The 19,408-nt window shown below is 72.6% G+C and carries 20 protein-coding genes; 7 read left to right on the forward strand and 13 right to left on the reverse strand.

Translation table 11 applies throughout. From position 1 onward, the window contains the following. Positions 1 to 2 precede the first annotated feature (2 nt). A complete protein-coding gene (gene metC / locus BKE41_RS12115) occupies positions 3 to 1,193 on the reverse strand; it encodes a cystathionine beta-lyase (RefSeq protein ID WP_043073687.1) in 1,191 nt (396 codons plus the stop codon). A gap of 115 nt (positions 1,194 to 1,308) precedes the next feature. Beyond that, positions 1,309 to 1,482, reverse strand: coding sequence for an Rmf/CrpP family protein (locus BKE41_RS31630; protein WP_012319140.1), 174 nt, complete (start codon positions 1,480 to 1,482; stop codon positions 1,309 to 1,311). Between the two features lie 88 nt (positions 1,483 to 1,570). Here BKE41_RS31630 and BKE41_RS12120 point away from each other — a divergent pair, with 88 nt between their 5' ends. Next, a complete protein-coding gene (locus BKE41_RS12120; RefSeq protein ID WP_012319141.1) occupies positions 1,571 to 1,840 on the forward strand; it encodes a hypothetical protein in 270 nt (89 codons plus the stop codon). A gap of 99 nt (positions 1,841 to 1,939) precedes the next feature. On the opposite strand, the gene ntrC is transcribed toward BKE41_RS12120, so the two are convergent. From ntrC to dusB, 3 genes are read right to left on the reverse strand one after another with little or no spacing between them, the layout of a single operon-like run. Continuing rightward, positions 1,940 to 3,406, reverse strand: a complete 1,467-nt coding sequence (gene ntrC / locus BKE41_RS12125; protein WP_012319142.1) for a nitrogen regulation protein NR(I) — start codon at positions 3,404 to 3,406, stop codon at positions 1,940 to 1,942. 47 nt (positions 3,407 to 3,453) lie between these two features. Beyond that, complete coding sequence (locus BKE41_RS12130; RefSeq protein WP_024830113.1) at positions 3,454 to 4,596, reverse strand: ATP-binding protein; 1,143 nt, start codon at positions 4,594 to 4,596, stop codon at positions 3,454 to 3,456. Further along, positions 4,593 to 5,618 (reverse strand): tRNA dihydrouridine synthase DusB, encoded by a 1,026-nt coding sequence (gene dusB / locus BKE41_RS12135; protein ID WP_070999464.1) that lies wholly within the window; start codon positions 5,616 to 5,618, stop codon positions 4,593 to 4,595. The genes BKE41_RS12130 and dusB overlap by 4 nt, the downstream gene beginning before the upstream one ends. Positions 5,619 to 5,790: 172 nt before the next feature. Between dusB and BKE41_RS12140 the strand changes: the two genes are divergently transcribed. Then, positions 5,791 to 7,122, forward strand: coding sequence for a bifunctional 2-C-methyl-D-erythritol 4-phosphate cytidylyltransferase/2-C-methyl-D-erythritol 2,4-cyclodiphosphate synthase (locus tag BKE41_RS12140; RefSeq protein WP_070999466.1), 1,332 nt, complete (start codon positions 5,791 to 5,793; stop codon positions 7,120 to 7,122). A gap of 64 nt (positions 7,123 to 7,186) precedes the next feature. On the opposite strand, the gene BKE41_RS12145 is transcribed toward BKE41_RS12140, so the two are convergent. Further along, entirely contained in the window at positions 7,187 to 7,585 is a 399-nt protein-coding gene (locus BKE41_RS12145; protein WP_070999468.1) for an MAPEG family protein, read from the reverse strand. A 101-nt stretch (positions 7,586 to 7,686) separates the two neighbouring features. Between BKE41_RS12145 and BKE41_RS12150 the strand changes: the two genes are divergently transcribed. Beyond that, the gene (locus BKE41_RS12150) at positions 7,687 to 8,184 is read left to right on the forward strand and encodes a CinA family protein (protein WP_024830109.1); all 498 of its coding nucleotides are present in this window, start codon (positions 7,687 to 7,689) and stop codon (positions 8,182 to 8,184) included. Positions 8,185 to 8,207: 23 nt separating this feature from the next. Continuing rightward, entirely contained in the window at positions 8,208 to 9,425 is a 1,218-nt protein-coding gene (locus tag BKE41_RS12155) for an FAD-dependent oxidoreductase (RefSeq protein WP_012319148.1), read from the forward strand. 27 nt (positions 9,426 to 9,452) lie between these two features. Here BKE41_RS12155 and BKE41_RS12160 read toward each other — a convergent pair whose 3' ends face one another. The 7 genes from BKE41_RS12160 to BKE41_RS12190 all read right to left on the reverse strand — a co-directional run bounded on the left by BKE41_RS12160 (position 9,453) and on the right by BKE41_RS12190 (position 16,576). Then, a complete protein-coding gene (locus BKE41_RS12160) occupies positions 9,453 to 9,911 on the reverse strand; it encodes a type II toxin-antitoxin system RatA family toxin (RefSeq protein WP_024830108.1) in 459 nt (152 codons plus the stop codon). Between the two features lie 15 nt (positions 9,912 to 9,926). Next, positions 9,927 to 10,910, reverse strand: a complete 984-nt coding sequence (gene lipA / locus BKE41_RS12165) for a lipoyl synthase (RefSeq protein WP_012319150.1) — start codon at positions 10,908 to 10,910, stop codon at positions 9,927 to 9,929. A 134-nt stretch (positions 10,911 to 11,044) separates the two neighbouring features. Next, positions 11,045 to 11,776: an MIP/aquaporin family protein gene (locus BKE41_RS12170; protein WP_029360856.1), complete on the reverse strand. Its 732-nt coding sequence runs from the start codon at positions 11,774 to 11,776 to the stop codon at positions 11,045 to 11,047. A gap of 288 nt (positions 11,777 to 12,064) precedes the next feature. Then, positions 12,065 to 13,570, reverse strand: a complete 1,506-nt coding sequence (gene glpK, locus BKE41_RS12175; RefSeq protein WP_012319152.1) for a glycerol kinase GlpK — start codon at positions 13,568 to 13,570, stop codon at positions 12,065 to 12,067. A gap of 55 nt (positions 13,571 to 13,625) precedes the next feature. Further along, positions 13,626 to 15,158, reverse strand: coding sequence for a glycerol-3-phosphate dehydrogenase (glpD, locus tag BKE41_RS12180; protein WP_070999469.1), 1,533 nt, complete (start codon positions 15,156 to 15,158; stop codon positions 13,626 to 13,628). A gap of 84 nt (positions 15,159 to 15,242) precedes the next feature. Beyond that, on the reverse strand, positions 15,243 to 16,064 hold the full coding sequence (locus BKE41_RS12185) for a DeoR family transcriptional regulator (protein WP_012319154.1): 822 nt from the start codon (positions 16,062 to 16,064) through the stop codon (positions 15,243 to 15,245). 269 nt (positions 16,065 to 16,333) lie between these two features. Continuing rightward, positions 16,334 to 16,576 (reverse strand): hypothetical protein, encoded by a 243-nt coding sequence (locus BKE41_RS12190; RefSeq protein ID WP_012319155.1) that lies wholly within the window; start codon positions 16,574 to 16,576, stop codon positions 16,334 to 16,336. Positions 16,577 to 16,782: 206 nt separating this feature from the next. Between BKE41_RS12190 and BKE41_RS12195 the strand changes: the two genes are divergently transcribed. Genes BKE41_RS12195 through BKE41_RS12205 form a run of 3 tightly spaced genes read left to right on the forward strand, consistent with a single transcriptional unit; the run spans position 16,783 to position 19,401 of the window. After that, positions 16,783 to 17,277 carry a chemotaxis protein CheW gene (locus BKE41_RS12195; RefSeq protein WP_058607485.1) on the forward strand — a complete coding sequence of 165 codons (495 nt, stop codon included), beginning with the start codon at positions 16,783 to 16,785 and terminating at the stop codon, positions 17,275 to 17,277. Between the two features lie 7 nt (positions 17,278 to 17,284). Then, positions 17,285 to 18,829, forward strand: coding sequence for a protein-glutamate O-methyltransferase CheR (locus BKE41_RS12200; RefSeq protein ID WP_070999471.1), 1,545 nt, complete (start codon positions 17,285 to 17,287; stop codon positions 18,827 to 18,829). Continuing rightward, positions 18,829 to 19,401, forward strand: a complete 573-nt coding sequence (locus BKE41_RS12205) for a chemotaxis protein CheW (RefSeq protein ID WP_012319158.1) — start codon at positions 18,829 to 18,831, stop codon at positions 19,399 to 19,401. The genes BKE41_RS12200 and BKE41_RS12205 overlap by 1 nt, the downstream gene beginning before the upstream one ends. Positions 19,402 to 19,408: the final 7 nt, after the last annotated feature.

Here is a 19,408-nt window from a genome sequence, read left to right on the forward strand (position 1 = left end):
CCCTACGACGCCGCCCGGAGGCGCGCGAAGCCGGCGTCGAGGTCGGCCTTTAGGTCGGCGGTGTCCTCAAGCCCGATGTGGAAGCGGAGCGCCGGTCCGCCGGGAGCCCACCGGGTCGCGGTCCGGTAGCCGGCGCAGTCGAACGGGATCACGAGGCTCTCGAAGCCGCCCCACGAGAAGCCCATCCCGAAGAGCTGCAGCCCGTCCAGCATGGCGGCCACCGCGGCCTCGGGCACCGGCTTCAGGATCACCCCGAACAGGCCCGACGCGCCCGCGAAGTCGCGCTTCCAGATGGCGTGGCCGGGATCCTCGGGCAGGCCGGGATGGAGCACCCGCAGCACCTCGGGCCGCGCCTGGAACCACCGGGCCATCTCCAGTCCGGCGCGGCCGTGCTCGCGCAGCCGCAAGGACATGGTGCGCAGGCCGCGCAGCGCCAGGAAGATGTCCTCGGCGCCGGCGCACATGGCGAAATGGTCGAAGGTGCGGCGCACGGCCGGGTAGTAGCGCGCGTTCGCGGAGGTCAGGCCGATCAGCAGGTCCGAGCCGCCGCTGAGGTACTTGGTGCCGGCCTCGACCGCGATGTCGACGCCGCGCGCGTGCGGCGGGAACAGCAGCGGCGTCGCCCAGGTGTTGTCCATGATCACGCAGGCGTCGTGTGCGTGCGCGACCTCGGCGATGGCCGGGATGTCCTGCATCTCGAAGCTCTGCGAGCCGGGCGCCTCGACCAGCACGGCCCGGGTGTTCGGGCGCATCAGTTCCGCGATGCCGGCCCCGATGGTCGGGTCGTAGTAGGTCACCTCGACGCCGTAGCGCGCCAGCACGCCGTCGCAGAACTGGCGGGTCGGCCGGTAGGCGGAATCGGTGACCAGGAGGTGGTCGCCCGCCGAGACCGCGGCCATCAGCGCGACGGTCAGCGCCGCGAGCCCGGAGGGCGTCACGACGGTGCCGGCGGCGCCGGCGAGTTCCGTCCACGCCTCCGTCAGCGCGTCCATGGTGGGCGTCGCCGAGGTACCGTAATTGTAGCGCCCGCGCCGGTTCTTGATCGCGTCGTAGGTCGGGTAGAGGACCGTGGATCCGCGGTAGATCGGCGTGTTCACGAAGCCGTGCTGCTCGCCCGGGTCACGGCCCGCGTGGACGAGGCGCGTCGCGGGCGCGAAGGTCTGCTTGGCGTCGGGCGAGGACTTCAGGGACATCGAGGCTCGGAGATCGCGTTGCGGTGCACCGCACGAAGCGCGCCGCGCCCGGCAAGGTCAAGCCGGACGCGCGGACGCGCGGGCTCGCGGTGCCGGGCCTCCGGGTTTCTCGCGATCACGGCTTCTCCGGCGGATCCGAGACGACGGCTTCCTCGTAGGCCTCCATCCAGGCGGCGCGCTCCTGAGAGCCCTCTGGATAGGGGCATTCGCTCACGGGCTTCCCGTAGAGGCGCGCGTTACGGCCCTGGATGAACGGGCTGTCGCTCGCGGTGGCCTGGACGTTGGTCAATATCGCCTCCCGAAGACTTGGAGTGGGGCTTCGTTAACGGCCGCGCCGTAAATCTGTTGCCGTCTCAAGTCGCGTCCCGGGTCGTCGCGTGCGTATCCTGCGTTCCCTTCTCGGCGCCGTCCTCGTCCTCGTCTCGACGGCGACCGTCGCCCTCGTCAGCGCCGACCGGCTCGCCCATCTGGCGCCGGCGCCGGTGATCCGCGCCGCCCAGGCCGAGCCGTCGGCGACGGGGTCGATCCCGGCCCCCGCGAGGGCCGCGCCCGCGCCGAAGCCGGCCGTGCCCAGCATCCCGAACGGGTTCGACACGGAGCGGCTGCACGCGCTGATGCGCGGCGACCCGATCCTGCCGGGCCGCTGAGGGCGGCCAGGATCGCGCTCATCCCGTTCTGGATCTCGTCGCGCGGCGCCCGACGCGCCTCGGGTTGAGGGGACCCGGCCGGATCGGCCGGGGACCGTCCTATCGCGCCGTCCGGAAGACCTGCAGGTCGAGGTCGCGGACCTTCTTGCGCAGGGTGTTGCGGTTGACGCCGAGCAGTTCCGCGGCGCGGATCTGGTTGCCGCGGGTGGCGGCGAGCGCCGCGCCGATCAGCGGGCCTTCGATCTCTCGCAGGATCCGGTGATACAGGCCGGGGGGCGGCAGCGTGTCGCGATAGCCGGAGAAGTAGTCCGAGAGGTGGCGCTCCACGGCGCTGGACAGGGTCTCCGATTCCCCGTTCGCTTTGCGGGCGGCGCCGTTGGCCGCCGGCGCCGCGGGCGTCGCCAGCGGCAGCGTGTCGAGCTCGGCCTCGATCACCGGGCCGGTGATCGTTTCCTGCGGGTAGAGGGCGGCGAGCCGCCGGACGAGGTTCTCGAGCTCGCGGACGTTGCCTGGCCAGCGGTAGCGCTTCAGCCGCTCCATGGCGTCGCCGTCGAGGGTCTTCCGGGTCAGGCCCTCGCGCTCGACGAGCACGAAGAAGTGGCGGACGAGATCCGGCACGTCCTCGGAGCGCTCGCGCAGGGCCGGCAGCCGCAGCGGCACGACGTTGAGGCGGAAGAACAGGTCCTCGCGGAAGATGCCCTGCTGGATGGAGACCCGCAGGTCCTTGTTGGTGGCCGCGATGATCCGGACGTTGGTGCGGATCGGGACGCGGCCGCCCACCGTCGTGTACTCGCCCTGCTGGAGCACGCGCAGCAGCCGGGTCTGCGCCTCCATGGGCATGTCGCCGATCTCGTCGAGGAACAGCGTGCCGCCCTCGGCCTGCTCGAACCGGCCGGCGGAGCGCTGGAGCGCGCCCGTGAAGGCGCCCTTCTCGTGGCCGAACAGCTCGGACTCGATCAGGTCGCGCGGGATCGCCGCCATATTGACCGGCACGAACGGGCCGGTGCGGCGGCGGCCGTAATCGTGCAGCGCCCGGGCGACCAGCTCCTTGCCGGTGCCGGACTCGCCGGTGATCATCACGGTGAGGTCGGTGGGCATCAGCCGGGCGAGCGCCCGGTAGATCTCCTGCATGGCCGGCGAGCGGCCGACCAGCGGGATGTCCTCGTTCTCGGGGGGCGCCCCGGCCGGCGCCGCGCCCCGCGGGCGCGAGAGCGCCCGGCCGACGATGGCGATCAGCTCCTTCAGGTCGAAGGGCTTCGGCAGGTACTCGTAGGCGCCCCGCTCCGAGGCGCGGATCGCCGTCATGAAGGTGTTCTGCGCGCTCATCACGATGATCGGCAGCTCCGGCCGCACCCGCTTGATGCGCGGCAGCAGGTCGAACACGTTCTCGTCGGGCATGACCACGTCGGTGATGACGAGGTCGCCCTCCCCCTGCGCGACCCAGCGCCAGAGGGTGGCGCAATTGCCCGTCGAGCGAACCTCGTAGCCCGCCCGGGACAGCGCTTGGTTCAGCACGGTGCGGATGGCGGCGTCGTCGTCGGCGACGATGATGTGGCCGTTCGGCATGACTCTCTACTCAGACCTCCGACGGGGGCCGGATTCGGGGATCGACATCACGGATCGACCGCCGATTCGCGCCCGTCCCGGGCACTCGACATCGGCAGAAGGATGCGGAACGCCGTGCGGCGCGGGGCGGGATCGCACTCGACGATCCCGCCGTGATCGCCGACGATCTTGGCCACCAATGCAAGACCGAGGCCGGAGCCCTGCGCCTTGGTGGTGACGAACGGGTCGAACAGGTCGGGCAGCAGGTCGGCCGAGATGCCCGGGCCGTTGTCGCGCACCGCCACCTCGATCGGCAGGCTGACCCGCTCGCGGGAGCCCGGGACCTGCAGGCGCAGGCCGGTGCGGAAGGCGGTCGACAGGGTGATCTCGCCCTCGACCGCGTCCGGGCCGATCGCCTCGGCGGCGTTCTTCACCAGGTTCAGGATCACCTGGATCAGCTGGTCGCGGTTGCCCAGCACCGGCGGCAGCGACGGGTCGTAGGTCTCGATGAACCGGATGTGCCGCGCGAAGCCCGACTGCGCCGAGCGCTTCACCTGATCGAGCACGCCGTGGACGTTGACGGCGCCGCGATCCGAGGGGCGCTCGTCGCCGAACAGCTCCATGCGCTCGACGATGCGGACGATCCGGTCCGATTCGTCGCAGATCAGGCGGGTGAGCAGCCGGTCCTCCTCGGCGCCGGTGCTCTCGAGGAGCTGCGCCGCGCCGCGGATGCCCGCGAGCGGGTTCTTGATCTCGTGGGCCAGCATCGCGCCGAGCGCCACCATCGAGCGCGCCGCGCCGCGATGGGTGAGCTGGCGGTTCATCTTGTCGGCGATGGTGCGCTCCTGGAGCATCATCACCACGGCCTCGCCGTCGTCGCCGAGCGGCGTCGCGAACACGTCGACGCTGCGCTCCAGGCCGAGGCGCGGCTGGGTGAGCTCCACCCGGTATTCGCTGACGCTGGCGCGCCGCCGCCGGACCTCGGCCACGAGCGCGATGATCGGCGAGGCGAACGGGATGATGTCGCGCAGGCGCCGGCGCTGCATCAGCCGCGCCGAGTAGTCGAAGAACGCCTCCGCGGCGTGGTTGCAGTGGAGGATCTGCTCGTCGGCGCCGATGGTCAGGACCGGCAGCGGCAGCGCGTTCAGCACGGCCTCGGCGGCGGTGTCGCGCCGGGCGCCGGGCTCGCGCGGGAGGGGCTCGTCGCTCACGCGGCCTCCTGGACGGGGTTCGCCGCGCCCGCGAAGGCCCGGGCCAGCAGGGCCAGCACCGTCTCCGGATCGGCGGTGGTGAGGAGGGCCGCGCGCTCCGCGGGACCCAGCGCGCCGCCGGTCTCGGCGTAGGCGGCGAGGTGCTTGCGGGCGTGGCGCACGCCCATGTCGCGGCCGTAGAGCGACAGCAGCCCCGCGTAGTGCTCGGCCGCCAGGGCGGCCTGCTCGGCCCGGGAGGGCTCCGCGGCCGGCCGGCCCGCCAGCGCCGCGGCGACCTGCCCGACCAGCCAGGGGCGGCCGGTCGCCGCGCGGCCGATCATGACCCCCGCGGCGCCCGAGGCGTCCAGGCAGGCGCGGGCGCTGGCGAGGTCGGTCACGTCGCCGTTGGCGATCACCGGGATCGACACCGCCGCGACGACGGCCCGGATCGCCGACCAGTCGGCGCTGCCCTTGTAGAATTGCTGCCGGGTCCGCCCGTGGACCGTCACGGCGTTCAGGCCCAGCCGCTCGGCGCGGGCGGCGAGGTCGGCGGCGTTGCGGCTCGCGTCGTCCCAGCCGAGGCGCATCTTGACGGTCACCGGGATCGACACGGCGCCCCGCACGGACGCGAGCAGGCGCTCGGCGTGGTCGAGGTCGCGCATGAGCGCCGAGCCCGAGGCGATCCCCGTCACGATCTTGGCCGGGCAGCCCATGTTCACGTCGATCACGTCGGCGCCCCCGGCCTCCGCGAGCCGCGCGGCCTCCGCCATCGGGCCCGCCTCGCAGCCCGCGAGCTGGACAACGTGCAGGTCGACGCCGGAGCCCTCGGCGCGCAGCGTGGCCTCACCGGATCCGCGCGTGAGTTCCCGGGCCGCCACCATCTCGGACACGACCGCGTCGGCGCCGCAGCGGCGGGCGATGCGGCGCATGTGCAGGTCGGTAACACCCGATAGCGGGGCGAGCAGGCAGAGCGGGACGGGATCCGCCCCTTCGGCGGTCGCCCCCGCGCGACGCAGCGCGCTCAAATAATGGTCAGTCGTCATTCTGCACAACAATGAGGCAAGTCCGGTCCGCTGGCAAGCGGGGCCGCGCGTTGATTTCGGGCCCTCCCCCGCTTAAACGACGGGCACCCTCCGCGGCAGGGCTGAGCCGGCACGGCTGGCCCGCGCGCTGGCCGCCGCTGCCGCCCCTCAGGACCTCACGAGTTCGTCGCCCATGCCCGCCACCGGCACGCCAGCCACCGGACCCGCCAGCGCGGGAGCCGGCGTCGCCGCGGTTGTGGTGGCGGCCGGGCGCGGCATCCGCATCGGCGGCGGCACGCCCAAGCAGTACCGCCGGGTCGGCGGGCAGGCGGTCCTGACTCGCACCCTGGCGGCGCTGGCGGCGGACGACGCGATCGCGCGGATCCAGCCGGTGATCGCCGCCGACGCGGCGGACTTCTTCCGCAGCTGCCTGGAGGAACTCGCGCCCGCGCTTCGCGCCAAGATCACCCAGCCCGTCGAAGGCGGCACGACGCGTCAGCTTTCGGTGCGCGCTGGTCTCGAGGCCCTGGCCACCGGCGACGCGCCCGAGATCGTGCTGGTCCACGATGCGGCGCGCCCCTACGTGGATTCCGCGCTGATCGCCCGGGCGATCGCGGCCGGGCGCGACCACGGTGCGGCCGTTCCGGGCGTGCCGGTGACCGACACGGTCAAGCGCGTCGTCGACATCGCGCCCGGCATCGGCCGGGTCCACGAGACCCCGCCCCGGGAGCACCTGCGCGCGGTCCAGACGCCTCAGGCCTTCGCTTTCGGCCCGCTGCTCAAGGGCCACCGGGACGCCGCCGCGCAGGGTCTCGACGGCTTCACCGATGACGGCGCCCTCGCCGAATGGGCCGGGCTGCCGGTGGTCGTCTTTGCGGGCGACATCGCCAACCGCAAGATCACCCAGCCCGCCGACCTGATCGAGGCGGACCGCGCCTTCGCGACCGAGACCACCGAATTGCCAGCGCCGGGAGCCCGCGCCATGACCACCTACGTGACCCGCCTCGGCACCGGCTTCGACGTGCACGCCTTCACCACCGGCGACCATGTCTGGCTGGGCGGGGTGAAGATCCCCGCCGACCGCGGCGTGCTCGCCCATTCGGACGGCGACGTGGCGCTGCACGCCCTGACCGACGCCCTGCTCGGCGCCATCGCGGACGGCGATATCGGCACGCACTTCCCGCCCTCCGACGAGCGCTGGCGCGGCGCGTCCTCGGACCAGTTCCTGGCCCATGCCTGCGGCCTGGTCCGCGCCCGCGGCGGCCGTATCGACCACCTCGACATCACGGTGCTGGCCGAGGCGCCGCGCATCGGCAAGCACCGTGAGGAGATCCGGGCACGCATCGCCGCCATCGCGGGCGTGCCGCTCTCGGCGGTCTCCATCAAGGCGACGACCACCGAGAAGCTCGGCTTCGTCGGGCGGGCGGAGGGTCTCGCGGCCCAGGCGGCCGCGACGGTCCGGCTGCCCGAGGAGGACGGCCCCGCCCTCGACGCGCAGGCCGAGACCGCGATGCGCCAGGGCTGAGCGGTTTCGGGGCGAGCGCGGGTCCCCTCTCCCGCACGGAAGAGAGGGCGCGTCGCGCTCCGCCTCAGGCCACCCGCACCAGCAGCGCGATCGCCGCGATGGCCAGGGCCGCCATCGTCAGCAGGATCCCGCCGCCCCGGCAGGCGAACTGGCGCGGCGAGTTCGGGGGCGCGAACATCCCGATCGGGTGCAGGATCCGGGCGACCAGCAGGGCGACCAGCAGCGCCCGGACCAGGCCGTGGCTGCCGCCGCTCGCCTCCAGCAGGCCGATGACGATCAGGGCCAGCGGCACGTATTCCGCGAAATTGGCGTGCGAGCGGATCCGCTTGAGCACCGTGTCGTCGCCGCCGTCGCCGAACAGCACGTTCTCGGAGACGCGGGCCCCGATCACCCACCCCGACAGGCCCAGATACACGAGGGCGAGCAGCCCGGCATAGAAGGCCGTGATCGCGGGGAAGATCATGAAAAGGGTGTCTCCGATCGGGGCGCCGGTCCTTGAGCCGGGCTCGGCCTTGGGTCACAACATGAGATAGGGCGCCGCCGCCCGAGGGGAGCCCGTTCGCGATGGTCGACGACGCAGAGCTTCTCGCCCGGGCCGAGGCGCTGGTGGCGGCCTACGCGGCGGACGGGCGCACCGTCGCCACGGCCGAATCCTGCACGGGTGGCCTCGTGGCCGGCCTGCTCACCGCGGTGCCGGGCTCCTCGGCCGTTCTGGAGCGCGGCTTCGTCACCTACTCGAACGAGGCGAAGGCCGAGGCGATCGGCGTACCCATGGACCTGATCCGCCGGCACGGCGCGGTCAGCGAGGCCGTGGCGCGGGCTATGGCCGCCGGGGCGCTGGCGGCGTCGCGGGCCTCGGTCGCGGTGGCGATCACCGGCATTGCCGGCCCCGGCGGCGGGAGCGCCGAGAAGCCGGTCGGGCTGGTGCATTTCGGCCTCGGCCAGCGGGACGGCGAGACGCGTCATCTGGAGCGGCGCTACGGCGATCTCGGGCGCGCGGGGATCCGCCGCGCCGCCGTGGCCGACGCGCTCGGTCTGCTGGAGGACGCTCTCGGCGACTGATCGCGGCACGGGGAGGACGGCCCATGGATACGGTGACGACCCGCCTCTGCATCGTCGGCGGAGGCCCCGCCGGGATGATGGCCGGACTGCTCTTCGCCCGCGCGGGCATCGACGTCACCGTGCTGGAGAAGCACGCGGATTTCCTCCGCGACTTCCGCGGCGACACGATCCACCCCTCCACCCTCGACCTGATGGACGAGCTGGGCTTCACCGAGCGCTTCCGCGCCCTCCCCCAGCGCCGCGTGGAGAACTTCTCGGGCGTCGTCGACGGGCGCAGCTACCGGGTCGCCGATTTCAGCCGGCTGCCGACCCGCAACCGCTTCCTGTCCTTCATGCCGCAATGGGATTTCCTGGATTTCCTGGCCACCGAGGCCGCCCGCTACCCGGCGTTCCGGCTGATCCGCCGCACCGAGGCGCAGGACCTGATCGAGACGGAGGGTCGAATCGCCGGCGTGCGCGCGACCGGGCCGGACGGCCGGGTCGAGATCCGGTCCGATCTCGTGCTCTGCGCGGATGGCCGTCACTCGCGGATGCGCGAACGCGCGGGCCTCGTGCCCCGGGCCTTCGGCGCGCCGATCGACGTGCTGTGGTTCCGCCTGCCGCGCCGGCACGGCGATCCCGAGGCGGCGGCGGGGCGGTTCGGCCCGGGGCGGATCCTGATCACCCTCGACCGGGGTGACATGTGGCAATGCGCCTACGTGGTGCCGAAGGGCGGCGACGCCGCGCTCCGGGCGAAGGGACTGGCGGCCTTCCGGGCCGCGGTTGCGCAGATCGCCCCGTTCCTGGCCGACCGCACCGACGCCATCGCCGCCTGGGACGACGTCAAGCTCCTGACCGTCACGGTCGACCGGCTCGACCGCTGGCATCGCCCGGGCCTGCTCTGCGTCGGCGACGCCGCGCACGCCATGTCGCCGGTGGGCGGCGTCGGAATCAACCTCGCGATCCAGGACGCGGTGGCGGCGGCCAACCTCCTGGCCGAGCCCCTGCGGGCGGGGCGCCCCGCGGAGGCCGACCTCGCCCGGGTCCAGGCCCGGCGGATGTTTCCGGTGCGGGCCACGCAGGCGCTGCAGCGGGTGATCCAGTCCCGCGTCATCGCCGCGTCGCTCGCGGCCGACGCGCCGTTCCGGGCGCCGCTCGCCCTGCGCCTCCTCGACGCCCTGCCGCGGCTTCAGGTTCTTCCGGCGCGGATGATCGGGATGGGCGTGCGGCCCGAGCACGTGCGCGTGCCGCTGCGGGCCTGACGCTGCCCCTGCGCGCGGTGACGGTGGCTAAGCCCGCGCCCCGTACATCCGGTTCGCCCGGCCTTCGAAGGCGTCGGTGAACTTGCGGAAGGCCCGGTCGAACATCGTGCCCATGAGGAGCCCCAGGGTGCGGCTCTTGAACTCGTAGGTGATGAAGAAGTCGACGTTGCAGCCGCCGTCCGGGCCGTCCTTGAACAGCCAGCGGTTCTCCAGGTGCCGGAACGGCCCATCGATGTACTCGGCGACGATCTTGAGGCTCGCCGGATCGAGGGTGACCCGCGTGGTGAAGCGCTCGCGGATCGCCTTGTAGCCCACGCCCATCTCAGCGATCAGCACCTGCCCGCCATCGGGCATGTCCTGCCGGCGGATCACCCGCAGGGATTCGCAGAGCGGCAGGAACTCGGGATAGCGCTCCACGTCGGCGACGAGGTCGTACATCTGCTGCGGCGTGTGCTTCACCGCGCGGGTGACCCGGAAGGACGGCATGGTGTTCGGGATTCCTCAGGCCGAGAGCGCGGGCGACAGTTTGGCCAGACGCGCCGCCTGAAGTCGCGCAAAGTCCTCGCCCGCATGGTGCGACGACCGCGTCAGGGGCGTGGCCGAGACCAGCAGGAAGCCCTTGGCGTAGGCGGTGGTCTCGTAGGCCTTGAACTCGTCGGGGGGGACGAAGCGCACGACCTCGTGGTGCTTCTTCGACGGCTGCAGGTACTGGCCGATGGTCAGGAAGTCGACGTCGGCCGAGCGCAGGTCGTCCATGAGCTGCAGCACCTCGTTCCGCTCCTCGCCGAGCCCGACCATGATGCCGGACTTGGTGAAGATCGCCGGGTCGAGCTCCTTCACCCGCTGCAGCAGGCGCACCGAGTGGAAGTAGCGCGCGCCCGGCCGAACCGTGAGGTACTTGGCCGGCACGGTCTCCAGATTGTGGTTGAACACGTCGGGCTTGGCGGCGACCACGACCTCGAGCGCCCCGTCCTTGCGCAGGAAGTCGGGGGTCAGGATCTCGACCGTCGTGCCGGGGCTCGCCCGCCGGATCGCCGCGATGGTGCGGGCGAAGTGCTCGGCGCCGCCGTCCCTCAGGTCGTCCCGGTCGACCGACGTGATGACCACGTGGTGCAGGCCGAGCTTGGCGACCGAATCGGCGATCTTGTCCGGCTCGCCCAGGTCGAGGGCGTCGGGCAGGCCTGTGCGCACGTTGCAGAAGGCGCAGGCCCGCGTGCAGGTGTCGCCCATGATCATGAAGGTGGCGTGCCGCTTCTCCCAGCACTCGCCGATATTCGGGCAGCCCGCCTCCTCGCAGACCGTGACCAGCCCGTGCTCGCGCACGATCTTCTGCGTCTCGGACCAGGCCCTGGAGCCGGGTGCCTTCACGCGGATCCAGTCCGGCTTCTTGGCCTGAACGGGCTGGTCGGGCCGGTGCGCCTTCTCGGGGTGGCGCAGGCGGACCGGCCGCGGATCGTTCTTCAGGGTGTCGAGGACGACGGCCATGGGTCGGGGGCACACCGCGGGCAAGCGCCCCAGGGGCGCGGTCGGGATCGCCCTGACTTAAGGCCCAAGGCCGCGCGCCGCAAACCGCCGCGACGCCGGGCCGCCCCGCGGCGGTTGAGGGTGCGGGCGTTCCGTCAGATCCCGAGCGCCCGGACGAACAGCCCGGCCAGCACCGCCCCGACCAGGGGCGCGGCCACCGGGATCAGCGCGTAGCCCCAGTCGGAGGTGCCCTTGCCGGCGATCGGCAGCACCGCGTGGGCCACGCGCGGCCCCAGGTCGCGGGCCGGGTTGATGGCGTAGCCGGTGGTCCCGCCGAGCGACAGGCCGATGCCCCAGACCAGCATGCCGACCATGTAGGGCGCGACGGCCCGCGGGATCGCGCCGGCCGAGCCCAGCGTGGTGGTCACGAGGGCGGAGATCGTCAGGATCAGGAAGAAGGTCGCGATGATCTCGGAGATCCAGTTCGCCTTCGCGTCGCGGATCGCCGGGCCGGTGCAGAAGCAGGCGAGCTTGAGGCCTGGATCCTGGGTCGCGCCCCAGTGCGGCAGGTAGTGCAGCCAGACCAGCACGGCGCCCACGAAGGCGCCGAGCATCTGGGCCGGGATATAGACCGGAATCTTGCTGAAATCGCCGGAGCTGACCGCGCCCGCCACGGTGACGGCCGGGTTGATGTGGGCGTCGGCGCTGCCGGTGGCGTTGGCCACGAAGACGCCGGCGAGGACCGCGAAGGCCCAGCCCGCCGTGATGGCGATCCAGCCGGCATTCTCGCCCTTGGAATGCTTGAGCAGGGCGCCGGCCACGACGCCGTCGCCGAGCACGATCAAGGTCATCGTGCCCAGGAATTCGCCCAGGAAGGGTGATGTCATCGTGTCGTCTCCCCCGTTCGCTGCTTTTTGTGAACGTTCAAAGCTTTGGCGAGCGCGTGATCGCCGGAGGCGGTCACCGATATCTGCGCAGGCCCCATCCACTTCCCTCATCCTGAGGTGCCGGAGCGCAGCGGAGGCCTCGCAGGAGAGCTCCAGGGATCGCGCGGCTGGCCGGAGCCCTCGTTCGAGGCGGCTTCGCCGCGCCTCAGGATGAGGGCGCGGGTGCGATGGAGTCGGTCGCGAGGCCGTCAGGCCCGCGCGCCGCGCGCGGGCCCGAGGGCGGTGTCCTCAATCCTCGTCGGTCTTCCAGTCGAAGGAGCGCTGCACCGCCCGGCTCCAGGCGGCGGCGATGGTCTCGCGCCTGCCGGCATCCATCTTGGGCGTCCAGCGCTTGTCGACGCCCCAATTGCGCTTGAGGTCGTCGAGCCCCTTCCAGTAGCCGACCGCGAGTCCGGCCGCGTAGGCGGCGCCGAGCGCGGTGGTCTCGGCCACCTTCGGCCGCACCACCGGCACGTCGAGCATGTCGGCCTGGAACTGCATCAGCGTGTTGTTGGCGACCATGCCGCCGTCGGCGCGCAGCTCCTTGACGGGGATGCCGGAATCCTTGGCCATGGCGTCCAGCACCTCGTGGGTCTGGAAGGCGGTCGCCTCCAGCACCGAGCGGGCGATGTGGCCGCGGTTGACGTAGCGGGTCAGGCCGATGATCAGGCCCCGGGCGCCCTCGTTCCAGTGCGGCGCGTAGAGGCCCGAGAAGGCCGGCACGAAGTAGACGCCGCCGTTGTCCTCGACCGTCGTGGCGAGCGTCTCGACCTCGGCGGAATCCTTGATCATGTGCAGGTTGTCGCGCAGCCACTGCACCAGGGCGCCCGTGATGGCGATCGAACCCTCCAGCGCGTAGGCCGGCTTCTGGCCGTCGAGGCGGTAAGCCAGCGTGGTGACGAGGCCGGCCTTCGACGGGACCGGCTCCTCGCCGGTGTTCATCAGCGCGAAGCAGCCGGTGCCGTAGGTGTTCTTGGCCTCGCCCGGCGCGAAGCAGGTCTGGCCGAACAGGGCCGCCTGCTGGTCGCCGAGGATGCCGGCGATCGGCACGCCCGCGAACGGCGCCCGGGTCTCGCCGTAGACCTCGCTCGACGAGACGATCTTCGGCAGCATCGCCTTCGGGATGCCGAAGGTCCGGAGCATGCCCTCGTCCCATTCCAGGGTCTTGAGCGACATGAGCTGCGTGCGGCTGGCGTTGGTCACGTCGGTGACGTGGAGGCCGCCCTCGGTGCCGCCGGTGAGGTTCCAGACGAGCCACGTGTCGATGTTGCCGAACAGCACGTCGCCGGCCTCGGCCTTCGCGCGGGCACCCGCGACATGGTCGAGCAGCCAGCGGAGCTTGAGCCCGGAGAAGTAGCTCGCCAGCGGCAGGCCGGTGAGGTCGCGGAACCGGTCGCGGCCGCCGTCGCGGGCGAACTCGGCCACCAGGCGGTCGTTGCGGGTGTCCTGCCAGACCAGGGCGTTGTGCAGGGGCTTGCCGGTCTTCCGATCCCAGATCAGCGTGGTCTCGCGCTGGTTCGTGATGCCGACCGCCGCGAGGTCGGAGGGCTGGAGCCCGCCCTTCTCCAGCGCCTCGCGCATCACGCTCTGCGTCTTCGTCCAGATCTCCGTGGCGTCGTGCTCGACATGGCCGGGGGCCGGGTAGATCTGCGCGTGCTCCGCCTGGGCGAGCGCGATGACGCTGCCCTCCCGGTCGAACACGATGAAGCGGCTGCTGGTGGTACCCTGGTCGATGGCCCCGACGTAACGGCTCATCGTTCCCTCCCTTCATAGGCCCGACCGGTCTGCCGCCGGATCGGGTTCGAAAGCATCAGGCGGCCTCGGCCCTGCGGTCGAGGTAGGCGGCGAGGCGCGCGGCGCTCTCCGCGCCGGTGCGCAGGCCGAGCTTCGACCGCCGCCACAGGATGTCGTCGGCGGTGACCGCCCATTCCTCGGTGCGCAGGTAATCGACCTCGGCGGCGGTGAGGCCGCCGTCGAAGGCCTCGCCGAGATCCGCCATGGACCGCGCCGTCCCGACGATGTCCCGGGCCCGGGTTCCGTAGGCGCGGGCGAGCCGGCGGGCGGTCTCCTCCGGCAGGAACGGCTTCTCGGCCCTCAGCTCGGCGAGGAACCGGTCGAAATCCGCGTCCTTCATGGCGCCGCCGGGCAGGACCGCGTCGCCGGTCCAGGCCTTCTTGAGGTGCGGGAAATAGGGCTTCAGCTTCTCGAGCGCGTGCTCGGCGAGCCGCCGGTAGGTCGTGATCTTGCCGCCGAAGACCGACAGCACCGCCGCAGTCCCGCCCTGGTCCTCCACGTCGAGGACGTAGTCGCGGGTCACGGCCGAGGCGTTCTCCGCCGCGTCGTCGTAGAGCGGGCGCACGCCCGAATAGCTCCAGACCACGTCGGCCGGGGTGAGCGTCGTGTCGAAGGAGCGGTTGATGCAGCCGCAGAGATAGTCGGTCTCGCTCTCCGAGATCGTGACCGGGCCGGGCTCGCCCTCGTAGGGAACGTCCGTGGTGCCGATCAGCGTGAAGTCGCGCTCGTAGGGGATCGCGAAGATGATGCGCTTGTCGGGCTGCTGCAGGATGTAGGCCTGATCGCCGTCGAACAGGCGCTTGACCACGATGTGGCTGCCCTTGATCAGCCGCACCGCCGCGCGGCTGTTGACGCCGAGCGTGCCGCCGAGCGTCTCGCTGACCCAGGGACCGGCGGCGTTGACGACGGCCGTCGTGCGGATCGTCCGCTCGGTGCCGCCGCGCTCGTTGCGCAAGGTCGCGGCCCAGCCGTCACCCTCGCGCCGGGCCGAGACCACGCCGGTTCGGGTCAGCACCGTCGCGCCGCGCTCGCGCGCGTCCATGGCGTTGAGCACCACGAGGCGGCTGTCCTCGACCCAGCAGTCGGAATAGACGAAGCCGCGCTTCAGGCGCTGCTGCAGCGGCGCTCCGTAGGCGGAGCTGCGCAGGTCGACCCCGTGCGAGCCCGGGAGGGTGCGCAGCCGCGCGAGGTGATCGTACAGGAACAGGCCCAGCCGCAGCATCCAGGCCGGGCGCAGGCCCTCGTCGTGGGGCAGGACGAAGCGCAGGGGCCAGATCACGTGCGGGGCGAGCCGCAGCAGCCGCTCGCGCTCGGCGAGCGCCTCCCGCACGAGGCGGAACTCGTAATATTCGAGGTAACGCAGGCCGCCGTGGATCAGCTTCGTCGAGGACGAGGACGTGAAGCCCGCCAGATCCCCGCGCTCGGCCAGCAGGACCGAAAGGCCCCGGCCGGCCGCGTCCCGGGCGATGCCCGTGCCGTTGATGCCGCCGCCGATGATCAGGAGATCGTAGGCGTCGGACGGCTCGCGCTGGCCCGGTGCTGCCGCCATGGTTCCTCCGGAGCCGCCCTGCTGGCGGATTGGCAGTATATTGACGCAGCCCTCGGCTTTCGCAAGCGAAAAAATCGATGTTCGTTAGGGTTCGGCCGCGCCGTCCGCCACCGCCAGGGTGACGCCCTGGCGCTCCATGAGCGCGACGATCTCGGCCGGGGGGGGGCGGTCCGTGAAGAAGGTGTCGACCTGCTCCAGGCGCCCGACCTGGACCATCGGGCGGCGGGTGAACTTGGTGTGGTCCGCCACCAGGAAGGTCTTCCGGGCGTGGGCCAGGATCGTCTGCGTCGCCCGCACCTCCTCGTAATCGTAGTCGAGGAGCGCCCCGTCGCCGTCGATGCCGCTGATGCCGATCACCGCCACGTCGACCCGGAACTGGCTGAGCGTGTCGCAGGTGAGCTGGCCCAGCACCGCGCCGTCGCGGTTCCGAACGGTTCCGCCCGCCACGACGATGCGGAACTCGGTCGTCTCGGCCAGGGAGATCGCCACGTTGAGGTTGTTGGTGATGATGCTGAGATCGTCGTGCCGGGCCAGCTCGCGGGCGACGGCCTCCGGCGTCGTGCCGATGTTGATGAAGACCGAGCAGTGCGACGGGATGCGGCTCGCCGCGAGGCGGCCGATGCGGCTCTTCTCCGGCAGCAGGGTCACCCGGCGGTCGGCGTAGTCGATATTCTCGACGCTGGAGGGCAGTCCCCCGCCGCCGCGGTAGCGTTCCAGCCGGCCCTCGGCGCTCAGTTCGTTGAGGTCGCGCCGGATCGTCTGAACGGTGACGCCGAACTGCGCCGCCAGGGCCTCGATCGTCACGAAGCCGCGCTGGCGGACCGAGGCGACGATGGCGCTCCGCCGCCCCTCGACACCGGTCGCCTCGATCCTGTCGTCGGATCTCCGGTCGAGCGGTCGTGACATCGGTGCTCCCTCGCCTTCCGTCAGGCCGCCGCGCCGCTGTACTGATGATCGGGCGATGTTCGTTTGCGAACATTTTCCGGGCGCCGCGGCTTTCGCGCGAGATTGAACCGCGCTGCGTCGTCCCGCAACCGGCGATCGGGCTGCAATATGCTTCAGTCCCGCGCGGCCGGCGCTTCGCCTGTGAACAGGCACGAAAAAGGCCTGCCGCGGGTGCGACAGGCCGAGCCACCCGGGCGACGCCGCCTGCGGCGCGCCCCGGTGATCGCCACTCACATGTGGTGGCGCATCCGGCGATGATGCTTCATGCGCTTGTGCTTCATGCGCTTGCGCATCGTCGGACGCGCGGCCGGAGCGGCACCCTGCTCCATCGCGGCCGCCTCACCGGCGCGCTCCATGCCGCCGCGCGGGCCGCCGGCCTGAGCGCCAGAGGCGTTGTAGGGCGAGTTACCCTGGGCGTAGGCGGAGCCCGCGAGGAGCGTCAGCGACGCGGCGGCCAACAGAAGTTTCCTCATCGTCAATCCCTGGCGTAGACCGGCGCAGGCAAAGCGCCGCGCCTCGTCAGGCGCGTTGCCGCTGCGTCGGAAAATAAGCGGCTCAGACGAGACTTGGTTCCGCGTCATCGCGCCCGTGCGGCGCACAATTGCCGGCAGCGTTAACTCGGCCTATGTCGCGAGCCGTCCCGGCCCGGCCGCGACCGAGCAACACGGAGCGGGTGGCGGTGGCCAGCAGCGGTTCGGCCTATCTCCTGCTGGATGTCGCCGGCACCGCCTGCGCCCTGCCCCGCGGCGCGGTCGCCGAGATCCTGCCGCTCCCGGATCTGCACGCGCCGCCCGCTTCCGGCGGCTGGCTCACCGGCTTCCTCAATCTCGGCGGCACGCCGGTCCCCGTGGTCGACCTCGCGGCCCTGCTCGGCCTGCGCCCGGCCGTCGCGGCGCCCGGTCTCTACGCCCATCTCGTGCTGATGCAGGGCGGCGCCGTCGCGTATCTCGTCGATCGCGCGGCCGACCTCACGATCGTCGCGGAATCCGCGATCCGGCAGGCCGAGGCGGCCGACACGCTCAACGGCTGCGTCGCCGCCGAGCTGGTCCTCGGCGCGCGCCTCGTCCACGCGCTGGCGCCGGAGCGCCTCCTCACCGTGCAGGAACAGGTCCGGGTCGACGCCCTGGCGCGGGCCGCCGCCGAACGTCTGGCCGCGCTGCCGCACGCCGTCTGACCGCGCGATGGCCCGTCCGGGTAATCCCCGTCCCGACCTGGGTGTCGATCCCGCCTACCCGCCGCTCAAGGCGCGGATCATCGCGCGCACCGGCCACCACTACTACATTGACAAGGACGAGCTGCTGATCGAGCGGCTGCACCGCCGGTTCCGCGCCGCCGCCGTGGCCGACTGCGCCGCCTACGCGGCCCTCCTGTCGAGCGGGGCGGAGGGCGAGGCGGAATGGGCCCGGCTCGAGGCCGAGATCACCGTCGGCGAGACGTTCTTCTTCCGCTACGCCGAGCAGTTCAACGCGCTGCGCGCGACGATCCTGCCGGCGCTGATCGCGGCGCGGGCGTCCGAGCGCGTCCTGCGGATCTGGAGCGCGGGCTGCTCCACCGGGGCCGAGCCCTATTCCCTGGCGATCCTGGTGCACGAACTGCTGGGCGACGCCCGGTCCGACTGGCGGGTCTCGATCCTCGGCACCGACATCAGCGTCGAGGCGCTCGCCACCGCCCGCGCCGCCGAGTACGGCCGCTGGGCCCTCCGGACCATGCCGCCGGAGGACCGGCTCCGCTACTTCACGCGGCTGCCGGCCGCGCCGGGCATCCGGCGCGAGGGCGGCTACGCCCTCCGTCCGGAATATCGGGGTTCGGTCCGGTTCGAGCGCGGCAACCTGCTGAACCTCGTCGAGCCGGGGCCACCGCAGGGCGAGCCCTTCGACCTGATTCTCTGCCGGAACGTGCTGATCTACTTCGACGCCCGGACGGTCGCCGCGGTGGTCCGCGGTCTCGGCCGCAGGCTGAGGCCGGAGGGCTGGCTGCTCCTCGGCCACGCCGAGCCGAGTCCCGCCTTCGCGAGCTTCCTGGACGCCGTCAGCCTGCCCGGGACCGTGGCCTACCGACCGCGCGCCGATGCGCCGCCGGTCGCGCTGCCCGGCACCTCGGTGCCGGATCCCGCCCCTTCGACGGGGCAGGTGCCGGGGCCGCCCGCGCGGGATCCCGGTCCGGGCGCGTCTGCGGGCGCGTCGTCGGGCGTGTCCGGGGCGGGGCTGCCCGACGCTGCGGTCGTTCCCGCTCCGGATCCGGTCGCCGCACCCGGGACAGCGCCGGTTCCCGACGCGCCCGGAACGCGGGATCACGGGGCAGTCCTGGACGAGGCCTGCGACCTCGACCGGATCCGCGCGCTGGCCGATTCCGGCGAGACCGGCGCGGCCTGGCGGGCGCTGCGGGCCGCCCTCGACCGCGACCCGACCGACACGGCCCTGCGCTTCTACGAGGGCCTGCTGGCCCGCACCCTCGGGCGCGACGCCGAGGCCGAGCGGGCGCTGCGGGCCGCGCTCTACCTCGACCGCAGCTTCGTGATGGCCCACTACCACCTCGGCCTGCTGCTGATCGCCCTGCAGCGGCCGAGCGAGGCGGTCCGCGCCCTCGACAACGCCGTCGCCTTGAGTCAAGCCCTCGGGCCGGACACGGCGCTGCCCGAGGGTGATGGCGCCTCCGCGGGCGAGATCGCGGCCAGCGCGGCCGCGGCCCGCGCCGCGCTCGGCGGCGTCGGCAGCAGGAGGTCCTGATGGGCGCGCGCCCGAGTGCACAGGACGGCCGTCAACGGACGCGGCCGGAGCGGGACCTGCGCGCAGAGCGCGCGGCCGCCCTCGCCCGGCGCGGTGCCGTCGCGGTCGCGACCGATTCGGGGGACGATCACCTCGTCTGCGCCTGCGGCGGCGAGCGCTACGGCGTGCCGCTGGCGGCCGTCGCCCAGGTCCTCCCGTCGCGCCCCTCCACGCCGATGCCCGGAGCGGTGCCGGCGCTGGACGGCCTCATCGCCCTGTCCGGGCGGATCGTCGGCGTGCTCAGCCTTGCCAGGGCCCTCGGCCGGCCCGAGCCCGCGTCCGACGCCGAGGCGGCGGCCGGCCACCTGATCGTGCTGCGCGGCGTCCATCCCCAGCCCCTCGCCCTCGCGGTCGACCGGGTCCTGGGCATCGCCCGGGCCTCCGGCGCGGCCGCCGCGGAGGCGGCCGATCCCGACCGCTTGGGCAACGAGGCCGCCTCGGTCTATGCCCCCGGCTCCGGAGCAGCGGGCGACGGCCGTCCCGACTTCGTCGTCATCGACCTCCCCCGCCTCCTGCGCCGCGCCCTTCCCTGACCGGGCC

The organism is Methylobacterium sp. C1 (genome assembly GCF_001854385.1).
GTDB classification, from domain to species: domain Bacteria; phylum Pseudomonadota; class Alphaproteobacteria; order Rhizobiales; family Beijerinckiaceae; genus Methylobacterium; species Methylobacterium radiotolerans.